General features: G+C 69.9%; 14 protein-coding genes and 1 riboswitch. Of the genes, 9 read left to right on the forward strand and 5 right to left on the reverse strand.

Going from position 1 to position 14825, the window contains the following annotated elements; all coding sequences use genetic code 11:
- Positions 1 to 11: 11 nt before the first annotated feature.
- From PFX98_RS09110 to PFX98_RS09125, 4 genes are read left to right on the forward strand one after another with little or no spacing between them, the layout of a single operon-like run.
- The gene (locus tag PFX98_RS09110; RefSeq protein ID WP_285234882.1) at positions 12 to 953 is read left to right on the forward strand and encodes a fumarylacetoacetate hydrolase family protein; all 942 of its coding nucleotides are present in this window, start codon (positions 12 to 14) and stop codon (positions 951 to 953) included.
- Positions 950 to 1885, forward strand: coding sequence for a nucleoside hydrolase (locus PFX98_RS09115; RefSeq protein ID WP_285234883.1), 936 nt, complete (start codon positions 950 to 952; stop codon positions 1883 to 1885). The genes PFX98_RS09110 and PFX98_RS09115 overlap by 4 nt, the downstream gene beginning before the upstream one ends.
- A 22-nt stretch (positions 1886 to 1907) precedes the next feature.
- Entirely contained in the window at positions 1908 to 2573 is a 666-nt protein-coding gene (locus PFX98_RS09120) for a DUF4197 domain-containing protein (RefSeq protein WP_285234884.1), read from the forward strand.
- On the forward strand, positions 2570 to 3211 hold the full coding sequence (locus PFX98_RS09125; RefSeq protein WP_285234885.1) for a pyridoxamine 5'-phosphate oxidase family protein: 642 nt from the start codon (positions 2570 to 2572) through the stop codon (positions 3209 to 3211). The genes PFX98_RS09120 and PFX98_RS09125 overlap by 4 nt, the downstream gene beginning before the upstream one ends.
- 10 nt (positions 3212 to 3221) lie before the next feature.
- On the opposite strand, the gene PFX98_RS09130 is transcribed toward PFX98_RS09125, so the two are convergent.
- Complete coding sequence (locus PFX98_RS09130; protein WP_285234886.1) at positions 3222 to 3794, reverse strand: general secretion pathway protein GspB; 573 nt, start codon at positions 3792 to 3794, stop codon at positions 3222 to 3224.
- Positions 3795 to 3804: 10 nt separating this feature from the next.
- Complete coding sequence (locus tag PFX98_RS09135; RefSeq protein WP_285234887.1) at positions 3805 to 5439, reverse strand: ExeA family protein; 1635 nt, start codon at positions 5437 to 5439, stop codon at positions 3805 to 3807.
- A gap of 66 nt (positions 5440 to 5505) precedes the next feature.
- Between PFX98_RS09135 and PFX98_RS09140 the strand changes: the two genes are divergently transcribed.
- On the forward strand, positions 5506 to 6570 hold the full coding sequence (locus PFX98_RS09140) for a homocysteine S-methyltransferase family protein (protein ID WP_285234888.1): 1065 nt from the start codon (positions 5506 to 5508) through the stop codon (positions 6568 to 6570).
- Here the strand turns inward: PFX98_RS09140 and PFX98_RS09145 are convergent, their stop codons facing one another.
- The gene (locus PFX98_RS09145; RefSeq protein ID WP_285234889.1) at positions 6571 to 7302 is read right to left on the reverse strand and encodes a substrate-binding periplasmic protein; all 732 of its coding nucleotides are present in this window, start codon (positions 7300 to 7302) and stop codon (positions 6571 to 6573) included.
- A 51-nt stretch (positions 7303 to 7353) separates the two neighbouring features.
- A complete protein-coding gene (locus PFX98_RS09150; RefSeq protein WP_285234890.1) occupies positions 7354 to 8550 on the reverse strand; it encodes an HD-GYP domain-containing protein in 1197 nt (398 codons plus the stop codon).
- Positions 8551 to 8676: 126 nt separating this feature from the next.
- Positions 8677 to 8775: riboswitch (S-adenosyl-L-homocysteine riboswitch) on the forward strand.
- 53 nt (positions 8776 to 8828) lie between these two features.
- Here PFX98_RS09150 and metH point away from each other — a divergent pair.
- The 4 genes from metH to PFX98_RS09170 all read left to right on the forward strand — a co-directional run bounded on the left by metH (position 8829) and on the right by PFX98_RS09170 (position 13303).
- On the forward strand, positions 8829 to 11564 hold the full coding sequence (metH, locus tag PFX98_RS09155; protein ID WP_285234891.1) for a methionine synthase: 2736 nt from the start codon (positions 8829 to 8831) through the stop codon (positions 11562 to 11564).
- A gap of 110 nt (positions 11565 to 11674) precedes the next feature.
- Positions 11675 to 12175, forward strand: a complete 501-nt coding sequence (locus tag PFX98_RS09160) for a glycine zipper 2TM domain-containing protein (RefSeq protein WP_285234892.1) — start codon at positions 11675 to 11677, stop codon at positions 12173 to 12175.
- Positions 12175 to 12681, forward strand: a complete 507-nt coding sequence (locus tag PFX98_RS09165) for a phosphoglycerate mutase family protein (protein WP_285234893.1) — start codon at positions 12175 to 12177, stop codon at positions 12679 to 12681. The genes PFX98_RS09160 and PFX98_RS09165 overlap by 1 nt, the downstream gene beginning before the upstream one ends.
- 88 nt (positions 12682 to 12769) lie before the next feature.
- Positions 12770 to 13303, forward strand: a complete 534-nt coding sequence (locus tag PFX98_RS09170) for a PEP-CTERM sorting domain-containing protein (RefSeq protein ID WP_285234894.1) — start codon at positions 12770 to 12772, stop codon at positions 13301 to 13303.
- Positions 13304 to 13307: 4 nt separating this feature from the next.
- Here the strand turns inward: PFX98_RS09170 and PFX98_RS09175 are convergent, their stop codons facing one another.
- On the reverse strand, positions 13308 to 14825 hold the full coding sequence (locus PFX98_RS09175) for a YifB family Mg chelatase-like AAA ATPase (protein ID WP_285234895.1): 1518 nt from the start codon (positions 14823 to 14825) through the stop codon (positions 13308 to 13310).

Genomic DNA, 14825 nt, shown 5'->3' on the forward strand with positions numbered 1-14825 from the left:
CGGGACAGCCCATGAAACTCGCCACCTATCGAGACGGATCGCGCGACGGCCAACTGGTCGTGGTGTCGCGCGATCTCGCCCAGGCGCACTATGCCACCGGCATCGCCACCCGGCTCCAGCAGGTGCTGGACGACTGGAACTTCATCGCCCCGCAGCTGCAGGAACTCTCGCAGACGCTCAACCATGGCAAGGCGCGCCATGCCTTCAGCTTCGACCCCAAGCAGTGCATGGCGCCGCTGCCGCGCGCCCATGCCTATCTGCTGGGGGCGGCCTATGCCCGCGAGGGCGGCGCCGCGACGCTCGGCCAGGCGGCCAGCGATGGGCTGCTGGGCCCCTGCGAGGCGGCGCGCTTTGCCTCCGAGTCGCTGGGCATCGATTTCGGCGCCGGCCTGGCGGTGCTCACCGGCGACGTGGCGATGGGCAGCACGGCCGAGGCCGCGCTGGAGTCGGTGCGCCTGCTGCTGCTCAGCAACGACTGGGCCCTGCGCAGCCTGCCGCCGGGCCATGTGCAGCCCTGCGCCGCCTTCGCGCCGGTGGCGGTGACGCTGGACGAGGCGGGCGAGGCCTGGCAGCGCGGCCGCCTGCACCTGGGCCTGCAGACGATGTGGAACGGCCGCAAGGTCGGGCTGTGCGAGGCCGGGCCGGAGATGGGCGTCCACTTCGGTGAGTTGATCGCCCAGGCGGCCAAGACCCGCAAGGTGCAGGCCGGCAGCATCATCGGCTCGGGCACGGTGTGCAACCAGGACGGCAGCAAGGGCTATGGCAGCATCGCCGACAAGCGTGCCCTTGAGGCCTTGGAGTCGGGTGAACCCAAGACCGAGTTTATGCAGTTCGGCGACAGCCTGCGCGTCGAGGTCAAGGGCCGCGATGGCCTGAGCCTGTTCGGCGCGATCGACCAGGATGTGGCGTCCTGGCACGAGGCGGCCGCGGCGCGCGAGGAGGCTCAGCCATGACGCAGCAAATCATCATCGACACCGACCCGGGCCAGGACGACGCCGTCGCCATCCTGCTCGCGCTGGCCAGCCCCGAGCTCGAGCTGCTGGGCATCACCACCGTGGCCGGCAACGTGCCGCTGGCCTTCACCAGCCGCAATGCCCGCATCGTCTGCGAGCTGGCGGGGCGCCGCGAGCTGAAGGTCTTTGCCGGCGCCGACAAGCCGCTGGCGCGCCCGCTGGTGACGGCCGAGCATGTGCATGGCAAGACCGGGCTGGACGGCCCGGTGCTGCCGGCGCCGAGCATGGCGCTGCAGCCCGGCCATGCGGTGGACTTCATCATCGAGACCCTGCTGAGCCGGCCCGCCGGCACGGTGACGCTGTGCCCGCTGGGCCCGCTCACCAATATAGCCCTGGCCCTGCAGCGCGAGCCGCGCATCGCCGCGCGCATCCGCCGCATCGTCATGATGGGCGGCGGCTTCTTCGAGGGCGGCAACATCACGCCCACGGCCGAGTTCAATTTCTATGTGGACCCCGAGGCCGCGGCCCTGGTGTTCGGCGCCGGCGTGCCCATCACCATGCTGCCGCTGGACTGCACGCACCGCGCCCTCACCACGCGCGCGCGGGTGGCTGCGATCCGCGGCATCGGCAGCCATCTGGCCGAGGTCACGGCGCAGTGGCTGGAGTTTGCCGAGCGCTTCGACGAGCAGAAATACGGCACCGAGGGCGGCCCGCTGCACGACCCCTGCGTGATCGCCTGGCTGCTGCGGCCGGCGCTGTTCCAGGGGCGCGAATGCAATGTCGAGATCGAGACGCAGAGCCCGCTGACCCTGGGCATGAGCGTGGTCGATTGGTGGGGCGTGACGCAGCGGCGCAAGAATGCGCTGGTGATCAAGGATGTGGACGCCGATGGTTTCTATGCGCTGATCGCCGAGCGGTTGGCGCGCCTCTGACTTTTAGCTGGGAGTGATGGCAATGCAAAGACGAACGCTGCTGCTGGCCGCCGGCCTGCTGCCCCTGGGCAGCGCCCGGGCCTTGGGTGAGAGCGATGCCGCCAGCGGCGTGCGCGCGGCGCTGGAGCGCGGCGCGGTGGCGGCGATCGGCACGCTGGGGCGCACCGACGGCTTTCTCGGCAATCCGGCGGTGCGCATCGAGCTGCCCGGCTATCTGAAAGACGCCGCCAAGCTGCTCAAGGCCACCGGCCAGGGCAGGAAACTGGACGAGCTGGTGACGGCCATGAACCGCGCCGCGGAAGCGGCCATGCCCGAGGCACGCCAGCTGCTGGTGGGGGCGGTCAAGTCCATGAGCGTGGAAGACGCCGTCAGGATCGTGCGCGGCGGCGAGGACTCGGTGACGCAGTTCTTCGCCGGCAAGACGCGCGCGCCGCTGACGCAGAAGTTCCTGCCCATCGTCACCCGCGCCACCGAGAAGCAGGGGCTGGCCGACAAGTACAACGCGGTGGCCGGCAAGGCCGCGGGCTTCGGCCTGCTGCGCCAGGAAGACGCCAACATCCAGCAATACGTGACCGCGCGCGCGCTGGACGGCCTCTACTTCATGATCGGCGAAGAGGAAAAGAAGATCCGCCAGGACCCGGTGGGCACCGGCAGCGCCATCCTCAAGAAGGTGTTCGGCGGCCTATGAGCGACAGCACGGCTCCCTGGCAGGACCGCAGCCACGATGTGCGCGATGTGGATGCCTTGCGCGGCCTCTACGGCTGGCCGGGCGAAACCTCCACCAGCAAGGAGAGCGATCACATCCACCCGCTCTACCGGCCCTATATCGAGGCCGCGCCCTTTGCGGTGCTGGCCACGCGCGGCCCGCATGGGCTGGACACCTCGCCGCGCGGCGACCGGCCCGGCTTTGTGCAGGTGGCGGACGCGCACACCCTGCTGCTGCCCGACCGTCGCGGCAACAACCGCATCGACAGCCTGCGCAATGTGCTGCACGACCCCGCGGTGGCACTGCTGTTCCTGATACCCGGTGTGGGCGAGGCCTTGCGCGTGAACGGCCTGGCCCGCATCAGCAGCGCGCCGACGCTGCTGCAACGCTTCGAGGTGGATGGCAAGCTGCCGCGTTCGGTGTTGGTGATCGAGGTGAAGCTGGTGTTTTTTCAATGCGCGCGCGCCATCAAGCGTTCGGGGCTCTGGGACGCGACCGTGCAGATTGATCGCAGTCGCCTGCCTTCGCCCGGCCTGATCCTGCAGACGTTGAGTGGCAGCATCGATGGCCAAGCCTATGACGCGGCGCTGCAGGAGCGCCAGCAGCAGACGCTGTACTGAGGCCTTCGCCTTAGTAGCTGATGCTGAAGCGCTGGCCCTGGAAGGCCAGCACCGCGCTGTTGAGCTTGATCTGTTCCAGCACCAGACCCGGCGCCACCGTGGCACCTTCCTGGTAGAGCTGGCCATTGATGATGAGCATGCGCTTGGCCGGCGTGTCCGAGTACATCGCGCCGCCGGTTTGCAGCGGCGGCAGCTGACGGCGCAGGGCCTCGGGCAGGGCACTCAGCGCGAGCGGCTGCGCGGGGCGTGACGCCGGCGCTGCGGCCACGGCCGGCAGGCTGGGCGGCGGCAGCCTCACCAGCTCGGGCGCGGGCAGCGGCGGCGCGGGGCGCGCAAGCGCCACCGGTGGTGCGAGCGGTGCCGGCATGGGAGCAGGCGCGGGCGCGGGCGCCAGCCAGCGAGCGGCCAGGGCCCCCAGCAGCAGCAAGGCCAGGGCGGCGGCCGCGGCCAGCAGCCAGACCCGCTGGCGCTGGCCGGCACCGGCCTGCGCATCACCGGGTGCCGGCTGGGTGTGCACCCCGGGCACCTGGCCGCGCTCGCGCTCGGATTCGGCGCGGCGCAGGGCATCAAGAATGTAAGACATGGTCCGGGCCTTATGGCGCTGCCGCCTGGAGGCTGTCCAGGCGTGGTTCCTGGACACCCGCCGCGCGGTTGAGCTGCATCAGCGTGATGGGGCCGATCAGGCCATCCACCTTCAGGCCCTGGGCGCGCTGGAAGGCGGCAATGCGGGCCTGCAGGGCGGCGTCGTAGCGGCTCGGGCCACGCTGTGCGGGCTCGTCCGCCGCCTTGGCCAGGGCGGCGGCCAGCCAGCTGGCATCCTGCCCGGCGCCGAGCTTGCCGGCATAGGCCTCGGGCCAGCGCCACAGCGTGGCGAACTCGCCCTGCCATTGCCGCGCCAGCGTGCTCAGGCTCACGGTTTCGCTGCTGCCGCCGGCGCGCACCGTGGCGCTCTGCGCACCCAGCTGCACCAGGGTCACATAGGAGGGCTGGCCGGCGCCGTCGCGCAAGGTCAGGATGGCGGGACGGTCCAGCAGGCGCAGCACGGCCAGGCCGCCCTCGCTGCGGAAACAGGCCAGCCGGGCGGACCTGAAGGCGCGGCAGGCGTCGGGCTCGTCGGGCGGCAGCGTGGTCTTCCAGGCCGGGGCCAGGTCTTGCCAGGCGGCATGCTCGCCGCGCCAGGCCAGGCTGATGCGGCCGGCCAGCGCGGGCGCCGCCGGCGCCGCTGCGGCCAGCGTTGCGGCACTGGCGGCGCTGGCGGTCGGCGCGGGCCTTGGCATGGCCGGTTGTGGTTCGGGCGGCTGTGGTTGCGATGGTTGGGTGCGCAGCAGCAGCGCGCTCGCGCCGGCGGCGGCCAGGGCCAGGCCCAGCACCCAGACCCAGCGCATGGGGCGCTGGCTCGGCTGGCTGGCCTGATCGAAGACTTCGGCCGCGGCCTTGTTCAGGGTGGCGCGTTTCACCTGCCGCTGGCCCTGCGCATAGGCGCCGAGCAGGGCGCGGTCGCACAGCAGGTTGATGCGCCGTGGCACGCCGCGCGCGAGCTGATGGACGCGCCGCAGCGCGGCGGCGTCAAAGGGCGCGGGGCCGGCGAGCCCCGAGACCTCGAGCCGGTGCCGCACATACTGCGCCGTCTCGGCGGCACTCAGCGCCTGCAGATGGAAGCGTGCGATCACGCGCTGCGCCAGCTGCTCCAGCGCCGGCTGCGCCACCATGCTGCGCAACTCGGGCTGGCCGATCAGGATGATCTGCAGCAGCTTGCGCTCGCTGGTCTCGAGGTTGGTGAGCAGGCGCAGCTGCTCCAGCACCTCGGCCGAGAGGTTCTGTGCCTCGTCGATGATGAGCACATTGTTCTGGCCCACCGCATGCGTCCTGAGCAGGAACTCGTTGAGCGGGTCGAGGTATTGCTTGACCGTCTCGACGTCGCCCGTCGGCGCCACATGCGGGATGTGGAACTCCTCGCACACCGTCTTCAGCAGCTCGATCACGCTGAGCTTGGGGTTGAAGATGTAGGCGACGTTGCAGCGCGGCGGGATCTGCTCCAGGAAGCAGCGGCACACGGTGGTCTTGCCGGCGCCGATCTCGCCGGTCAGCAGCACGAAGCCGCCGCCGCCGCGCAGGCCGTAGAGCAGATGCGCCAGCGCCTCGCGGTGACGCTCGCTCATGAACAGGTAGCGAGGGTCGGGCGCGATCGAGAAGGGCTCCTGGCCGAGGCCGAAGAATTTCGCGTACATGGCGGCGGCATGGTAACGGTTGGCCGGCGCTGCATGAGGTCTTGCCGGGTTTTCTACAATGCCGCCATGAACGCATCCACCTCCCAAGGCTACACGCGCGGCGCCCAGCTGCCCGAGCTTCTGCAGCAACGCATCCTCATCCTCGACGGTGCGATGGGCACGATGATCCAGCGCTACAAGCTGGGCGAGGCGGATTTCCGCGGCACGCAGTTCACCGATCACCCCAAGGACCTGAAGGGCAACAACGATCTGCTGCCGCTCACCAAGCCCGAGGTGGTGCGCGAGATCCACGAGCAATACCTGGCGGCCGGCGCCGACATCATCGAGACCAACACCTTTGGCTCGACCTCGGTGGCGCAGGAGGACTATGGCCTGCAGGACCATGCCTACGAGATGAATGTGGCGGCGGCCCGCATCGCGCGCGAGGCCTGCGCCAAGTACAGCACGCCCGAGAAACCGCGCTTCGCCGCCGGCGCCCTGGGCCCGACGCCGCGCACCGCCAGCATCAGCCCGGACGTGAACGACCCGGGCGCCCGCAATGTCGATTTCGACACCCTGCGCGCCGCCTACTACGAGCAGGCCAAGGGCTTGCTCGATGGCGGCGTGGACCTGTTCCTGGTCGAAACCATCTTCGACACGCTGAACGCCAAGGCCGCCATCTTCGCGCTCGACGAGCTGATGGAGGACACCGGCGAGCGCCTGCCGGTGATCGTCTCCGGCACCGTCACAGATGCCTCCGGCCGCATCCTCTCGGGCCAGACCGTCACCGCCTTCTGGCATTCGGTGCGCCATGCCAAGCCGCTGGCGATCGGCCTGAACTGCGCGCTCGGCGCGACCCTGATGCGGCCCTATATCGAGGAGCTGGCCAAGGCCGCGGGCAGCACCGCGATCAGCTGCTACCCGAACGCCGGCCTGCCCAACCCGATGAGCGACACCGGCTTCGACGAGACCCCCGAGGTCACCGGCAGCCTGATGGCCGACTTCGCCAAGAGCGGCTTCCTGAACATCGCCGGCGGCTGCTGCGGCACCACGCCGGCGCATATCGCGGCAATTGCCAAGAACGTCTCGGCCTACAAGCCGCGGCCCTGCGGCGCCAAGCTGTTCAGCGGCCTGGTGCAGCAGGCGGCCTGATCAGGCCCCGCCGAAACGCTGCAGCAGGGCCTTGACGCGGCCCTCGGCGCGCAGCCGTTCGAGCGCCTGTTGCAGCCGGGCGGCCAGGGCGGGCGCGGCCCCGGCGTTGAGGGCGTAGTAGTAGGCCCCGCCGTCGCTGAGCATCAGCAGCTTGTGCGCCGCCGCGGCCTGGCCTGCCTGGCGCAGCTGCCAGGCGGCCGAGAGTTCGGTGTCATAGAAATAGTCCACACGGCCGGCCAGGAACTTCTGCACCGCGTGGCCGATGTCGGTGCTGGGATCCAGCAGCCTGGGTGGCACGCCCGAGCTGAGCAGCTCGTCGATGGCGGCATCGCCGCGCACGGTGGCAATGCGGCCTTGGATCAGCTCAAGCTGCGGCGGGCGGCTGCCCGGCCGGCCGTAGAGCCAGAGCTGGCGTGGCGCCAGCGGGCCGATCCAGTGGAAGCGTGGCTCGCGCTCCGGATTGCGCGCGGTGGGAAAGATCAGCGCGTCGCGCTCCTGCTCTGCATAGCGCAGGGCGCGCTTCCAGGGCAGCAGCTCGATACTCAGCCCCAGCTCGGCCAGGCCGGCCATCTCGCGCAGCAACTCGACCGCATAGCCGGTGCTGCGCTCGCCCTCCTGGTAGCAATAGGGCGGCCAGACCTCGGCATAGGCCCGCAAACTGCTCTCGGCATGGGCAGCGAAGCTGGCCGCGCTGCCCGCGGCCAGCCGAGCCAGCAATTGGCGACGGTTCACCGAGCCTCCCACTTGTTGCAAGCGCTGTGGAAGACCGATTGTGCCGCCCGTTCAGCTCACCTTCAGCAGCTTGTCCATGTTCACGAACAGCTTGAGTTCGTGCGGGGCCAGGCTGGCGGCGATGGCCTGGCTGGCCAGGCGGGTGTCGCGCGGCACCGGGTCGCTCAGGGGCGCGCCGCTCTTGCCCAGCAGCGCCGCGACGATGGGTTCGTTGGCGCTGTGGCCGCGTTTCACGACGATGCCCAGCTCGCCGTTGGCCAGCCGCACCAGCGAGCCGGGCGGGTAGAGGCCCACGGCCTTGATCAGCGCGGCACCGGCCGGGTCGGGCTGCTGCAGCTCGTCCAGGAACACCGCACGGGCAGCGGCCGCGCCCGCCATGGCCTTGCGCGAGCGGCGCGGGCTCAGGCGCGCACCGAAGATGTCGACGCGGCGCAGCAGGCGCGCCAGTTGCTCGGCCGGCGCGCGCCCCTGCAGCGGGCCGGGGCCGGCGTCGTGGTGCAGGCGCACCGCGCCCAGCCAGAGCTCGTCGCTCACGCCCAGCTTGCGCAGCAGTTCGGCGCTGCGGTCGCCATGGCCCATCAGCTCGTCGCGCTGGCGGGCGCTGAGCTTGTCTTCCTGGCCGGCCAGGCGGTCCTGTGCCACGCTCATGCTGAGGTTCATGCTCAGCGCCGCCTGCGTCAGGGCGCTCTGCTCGGCCGCGCCCAGCGCCAGCTGGCGCCCCAGCAGATCGGCCAGCACCAGGCTCAGCAGGGCATGGCGCGAGCTGTAGTCCTGAAAGCCCTGGCTGGCGTCGAAGATCAACAGCGTCAGCACCGCATCGGGATGCTGCTGCAGCCGCGCCAGCGCCGCGTCATGCAGGATCTGCAGGCGCTGCAGAAAGTCCTCGCGCTGCGGGTCGCGCAGCAGGCTGCGGGCATGCAGCTGCAGATCGGCCCAGGCGGCGGATTCGCTCAGCTCGGCGGCGCGCGTGCCGCGGTCGGGGCGGAACTGGGTCTCGGCCTTGACGATGTCGGCCAGCACCGCGCCCTGGTGCATCATGGTGTCCATCTTGTGGGCCAGGGCGCGCTGGTATTCCTTGGTCTCATGCGCATAGGCATAGGCGCCGCGCTCGATCAACGCATGCACCAGGCCCGTGTTGGGCAGCACCTGGCCGGCCGCGAACAGCAGCTTGCCCTCCGCATCGCGCACGGCAAAGGTCAGCACCTGGCCGACGCGCAGGGCTTTGGGTGGGAGATGTATCAGGTCCAAGGGGTGGCGCTCGAAAGCCCTGGCGATGGCCAAGGGCACGCATGGTTTTCGGTTGTTGCGAGCATAAGCTTGAGTTGACCCGGCCGGCGTGGGTAGCTTCCCCGGGCTTCAGCGTAAAATCCCCGACGGTTCGAGGAGCGTTGCGACGGCTTGCCCACCCAGGCGCCGCCAGGCTCGGACCGGAGCCCGGCGCACCCGCCCGCTCAGCAACGACGCTCACCGAACCATGATTTCTTGTGGCCGCGGTGAGTTCGCGGCCCTGTCCACCGAGGCCGACAATGACCGATACCAGCACCGCCACCACCCCTCCGCCGATGAAGCTCTCGGGCCTGGAGCCGGTGCAGATCGGCGCCGGCACCCTGTTCGTCAACATCGGCGAGCGCACCAATGTCACCGGCTCCAAGGCCTTTGCGCGCCTGATCCTGAACGGCCAGTTCGAGGAGGCGCTGGCGGTGGCGCGCCAGCAGGTGGAGAACGGCGCCCAGGTGATCGACATCAATATGGACGAGGCCATGCTGGACAGCAAGGCCGCGATGGTGCGCTTCCTCAACCTGATCGCCTCCGAGCCCGAGATCGCACGCGTGCCCATCATGATCGACAGCTCCAAGTGGGAGGTGATCGAGGCCGGGCTCAAGTGCATCCAGGGCAAGGGCATCGTCAACTCGATCTCGCTCAAGGAGGGCGAGGCCGAGTTCAAGCGCCAGGCCAAGCTGGTGCGCCGCTATGGCGCCGCCGCGGTGGTGATGGCCTTTGACGAGAAGGGCCAGGCCGACACCTTCGCGCGCAAGACCGAGATCTGCGCGCGTGCCTACCGCATCCTGGTGGACGAGGTGGGCTTCGACCCCGAGGACATCATCTTCGACCCCAATATCTTCGCCATCGCCACCGGCATCGAGGAGCACGACAACTACGCGGTGGACTTCATCAATGCCACGCGCTGGATCAAGCAGAACCTGCCGGGCGCCAAGGTCAGCGGCGGGGTCTCGAACGTGAGCTTCAGCTTCCGCGGCAACGAGCCGGTGCGCGAGGCCATCCACACCGTGTTCCTCTATCACGCCATCCAGGCGGGCATGGACATGGGCATCGTCAACGCCGGCATGGTGGGCGTCTATGACGACCTGGAGCCGGTGCTGCGCGAGCGCGTTGAGGATGTGGTGCTGAACCGCCGGCCCGACTCTGGCGAGCGCCTCATCGAGGTGGCCGAGAGCGCCAAGGGCGCCGCCAAGGACGACTCCGCACGCCTGGCCTGGCGCGCCGGCACGGTGGAGGAGCGGCTCTCGCATGCCCTCGTGCATGGCATCACCGACTTCATCAACGAAGACACCGAGGAGGCCTACCAGGCCATCCTGGCCAAGGGCGGCCGGCCCCTGCATGTGATCGAGGGCCCGCTGATGGCGGGTATGAACATCGTCGGCGACCGCTTTGGCGCCGGCAAGATGTTCCTGCCCCAGGTGGTGAAGAGCGCGCGCGTGATGAAGAGCGCGGTGGCGCATCTGGTGCCCTATATCGAGGAGGAGAAGCGTCAGCTGGCGGCGGCCGGCGGCGATGTGAAGCCCAAGGGCAAGATCGTCATCGCCACCGTGAAGGGCGACGTGCACGACATCGGCAAGAACATCGTCACCGTGGTCCTGCAGTGCAACAACTTCGAGGTCGTGAACATGGGCGTGATGGTGCCCTGCCAGGACATCCTGGCCAAGGCCAAGGTCGAGGGCGCCGACATCATCGGCCTCTCCGGCCTGATCACGCCCAGCCTGGAAGAGATGCAGCATGTGGCGGCCGAGATGCAGCGCGACGATTACTTCCGCGTCAAGAAGATCCCGCTGCTGATCGGCGGCGCCACCTGCAGCCGCGTGCACACGGCGGTGAAGATCTCGCCGCATTACGAGGGTCCGGTGGTCTATGTGCCCGATGCCTCGCGCTCGGTGGGCGTGTGCTCGGACCTGCTCTCGGACGAGCGCGCCACGCGCTTCATCGATGAGCTGAAGAGCGACTACGAGAAGGTGCGCGAGCTGCACGCGAACAAGAAGCAGACCCCGCTGGTGACGCTGGCGCAGGCGCGCGCCAACAAGACCAAGCTGGACTGGGCCAGCTACCAGCCGCCCAAGCCCAAGTTCATCGGCCGCCGCGTCTTCAAGAACTACGACCTGGCCGAGCTGGCCGCCTGCATCGACTGGGCGCCGTTCTTCCAGACCTGGGACCTGGCGGGTTCATTTCCGGCCATCCTGAAGGACGAGATCGTCGGCAGCGAGGCGCAGCGCGTCTTCAGCGACGGCAAGCGCATGCTGCAGCGCCTCATCGAGGGGCGCTGGCTGCAGGCCAGCGGCGTGATGGGCATCTACCCAGCGGCCCAGGTGAACGACGACGACATCGAGATCTACAAGGACGAGAGCCGCAGCGAGGTCTTGATGACCTGGCGCGGCCTGCGCATGCAGAGCGAACGCCCGGTGGTGGATGGCGAGCTGCGGCCGAATCGCTGCCTGGCCGACTACATCGCCGCCAAGGGCAGCGTGCCGGACTACATCGGCCTGTTCGCCGTCACCGCCGGCCTGGGGGTGGAGAAGAAGGAGGCCCAGTTCATGGCCGACCACGACGACTACTCGGCCATCATGCTGAAGGCCCTGGCCGATCGGCTGGCCGAGGCCTTTGCCGAGCGCCTGCACCAGCGCGTGCGCATGGAGCTGTGGGGCTATGCGGCCGACGAGACGCTCAGCAACGAGGCCCTGATCGCCGAGCAGTACCGCGGCATCCGCCCGGCGCCGGGTTATCCGGCCTGCCCGGATCACCTGGTCAAGCGCGATCTGTTCCGCGTGCTGGTGCCCGAGGAGATCGGCATGGGCCTCACCGATGCGATGGCCATGACGCCGGCGGCCAGCGTCTCGGGCTTCTATTTCTCGCACCCCGAGGCGAGCTATTTCAATGTGGGGCGCATCGGCGCCGATCAGCTGAAGGATTGGGCGCAGCGCTGCGCCCTGGATGAGGTGGCGGCGCAGCGTGCCCTGGCGCCGCTGCTCTGAGCACAAGCGTTTGTTGTTACAACTTCGGCCGCCGGCTTTGCCGCGGCACCCGCGTCGGCTGGCATGCTGATGCCCCCGGCCCTTGTGGGCCTTGAATGAGGAACAAGTCCATGTCCATCAAGTCCAGTCAGATCGTTGCCGGCGTGGCCGTGGCCGCGCTGATGTTGGGCGGTGCCTATGCCGTCGGCCGTTCGCAGTCGCAAGCGGCGCCCGATCCGGTGCTGGCGCAGGCGGCGCCCGCGGCCAAACCCGCGGCCAAGCCGGCCGCCGCCAAGACCTGCCCTGATTGCGCCACCGTCAGCGAGGTGCGCACCGAGGAACGCCAGGGCAAGGCCAGCGGCCTGGGCGTGATCGGCGGCGCGGTGGTGGGCGGCCTGCTGGGCAACCAGGTGGGCGGCGGCAGTGGCAAGAAGCTCGCCACCGTGGGTGGTGCGGTGGCCGGCGGCTATGCCGGCAACGAGATCGAGAAGCGCAGCAAGTCGCACAAGGTCTGGATCGTGCGCCTCAGCTACAAGGACGGCAGCACGCGCACTTTCGAGCGCAGCCAGGATCCGCAGCTGCGCGTGGGCGATCTGGTGCTGGAGCGCGATGGCCAGCTGACACGCCAGTGATGATGTGGCGTCGCCGCCTGCTGGCGCTCGGTCTCGCGGCACTGCTCGGGGCCACGGCAATGCCGGCGGCGGCCCAGCCGCTCGTCTACCTGGTGCGTCATGGTGAGCGGCTGGACCTTCCCACCGACCCCGGGCTCTCGCCGGTCGGCGAGGCGAGGGCACAGCGCCTGGCGGCGATGCTGGCCGACGCCGGCCTGCGGGCCATTTACACCACTCCGTACCGGCGCACCATGGCGCATGCCGCGCCCACGGCGCAGCGCCTGGGGCTCACGCCCGTGGTGCTGCCGGCACGCGACACCGAGGCCTTGCTGGCCAGGCTGCGCGCCCATGGCAGCGGCGAGGCCGTGCTGGTGGTCGGCCACAGCAACACCCTGCCGGCGATCCTGCGTGGCCTGGGCTACCAGGCCGAGGTCACGATAGACGAAGACGAGTTCGACTGGCTTTTCGCGCTGACGCCTGGTGCGCCGGGCGGCGCCGCGCCGGCGCTGGTGCGCTTGCGCTACTGACATCTGCCCTTCCTAGGGGTGGCAGGCCACCCTGCGCGAGCCTAGTATCCGCGGACGGGGCTGCAGCCGCCCCGATAAGGGGCAAGCCGTGAAGCCACAGTTTCGCAACGCCGTTCTCGCAGCGTCCCTGGCAGGCCTGATGGGCCTGGCGCCCGCACATGCGGCCAGCACCGTCACCTCCTTCGTCGATACGCTCACCGATCTGAGCCTGGGCTGGAACTGGAACGCGGCCGGCGGCACCGCCACCTACAACGGCGTGTTTTGGGATGCCGAGCTGACGGCGACCTTTGCCAACAACCAGTGGACCGTGAGCGGTTGGTACCAGCACCTGTCGGGCCCGCATGGCGAGACCATCGAGGCACCGCATCTGCTGGCGGGCGTGTTCGCACCCTTTGGCTCGTTCTCGCAAGCCGGTGTCGATGACCACCTGGGCCTGCCGGGCGCGGCGCCCCAGCATCTGCAGGCGCACAACTGGCAGTTCGGCGCCTTCGGGTCGGCCTTCACCGGGCTCTCCGTGCTGCAAGTGGCCCACCCCGTGCCCGAGCCCAGCCCGGCCGCGATGCTGATCGCGGGCCTGCTGGGCGTCGGCTTCTATCTGCGCCGGCGCGGCCTGGAGCGCTGAGCGCTCAGGCCTCGCGGCCGAGGCCGCGCCGCCACTGGATCGCCTCACTCAGGTGGCCGATGGCGATGTCGGCGCTGCCCTCCAGATCCGCGACGGTGCGCGCCACTCTCAGCACGCGGTGGTAGCTGCGCGCCGACCAAGCGAGGCGATTCGCCGCCTTGTGCATGAATGCGGTGGTGGCCTGGTCGATGCGCGCCACCTCATCGAGTTGCTTGACGCTCAGCCTGGCATTGCTGCAACCCTGGCGCGCCAGCGCCAGTTCGCGCGCCCGCGCCACCCGGGCGGCCACCAGGCTGCTGGCTTCGCCCCCGCTGGCGTCCGCCAGCACCTGGGCCGGCAGCACCGGCACCTCCACCAGCAGATCCAGGCGGTCGAGAAAGGGGCCGCTGAGCCGCCCCTGGTAGCGTGAGATCTGCTCGGGCGTGCAGCGGCAGCTTTGCACCAGGCTGCCGGCATGGCCGCAGGGGCAGGGGTTCATGGCCGCGATCAGCTGGAAGTCGGCAGGGAACTCCGATTGCCGCGCGGCGCGCGAGATCTGGATGTGGCCGGTCTCCATTGGTTCGCGCAAGGCCTCCAGGGCGCTGCGACTGAATTCGGGCAACTCGTCGAGGAACAGCACGCCGTGCAAGGCCAGCGATACCTCGCCGGGGCGCGGCGGCGAGCCACCGCCCACCAGGGCGGCGCTGGACGCGCTGTGGTGGGGGCTGCGAAAGCTGCGCTGTCCCCAGCGCTCGGGCGTGAACATGCCGGCCAGGCTCAGCATCGCCGCCGATTCCAAGGCCTCGTGCTCCTGCATCGCCGGCAGCAGGCCCGGCAGGCGCTGCGCCAGCATGGACTTGCCGGTGCCTGGCGGCCCGATCAGCAGCAGGCTCAGGCCTCCGGCCGCGGCAATCTCCAAGGCCCGCTTGGGGCCGGCCTGGCCCTTGATTTCGTTGAGGTCGGGCCCGGGCATCGCTGCCCTGGGCTGCGCGGCCGGCATCGGCAAGGGCAGCTGCCCGCCGCCGCCCGGGCCGAGGGCCGCCACCACCTCGAGCAGATGGCCGGCGCCGTGGACCGCCGCGCCGCGCACCAAGGCCGCCTCCTGGGCACTCGTGACCGGCAGCAGGAGCCGGCGACCCTGGCCCTCGCGCCGCAGCGCCAGGGCCATCGCCATGGCGCCGCGCACCGGGCGCAGCTCGCCGGCCAGCGAGAGTTCGCCCGCGCATTCGAGGTCGGCCAGCAGCTTGTCGTCGATCTGGCCGCTGGCCGCCAGCAGGCCCAGCGCGATCGGCAGATCGAAGCGCCCGCCCTCCTTGGGCAGGTCGGCCGGCGCCAGGTTCACGGTGATGCGCTGGCTGTGTGGAAAGCTCAAACCGCTGTTGAGCAGGGCGGCGCGCACGCGCTCGCGAGCCTCTTTGACCTCGGTTTCCGCCAGCCCCACCAGGGTGAAGCTGGGCAGGCCGTTGGCCAGATGCACCTCCACCGTGACCGGTGCGGCACTCACGCCGTCCAGGGCACGGCTGTGGATGATGGCCAGAGACAT

The organism is Paucibacter sediminis, from assembly GCF_030254645.1.
GTDB lineage: Bacteria > Pseudomonadota > Gammaproteobacteria > Burkholderiales > Burkholderiaceae_C > Paucibacter_B > Paucibacter_B sediminis.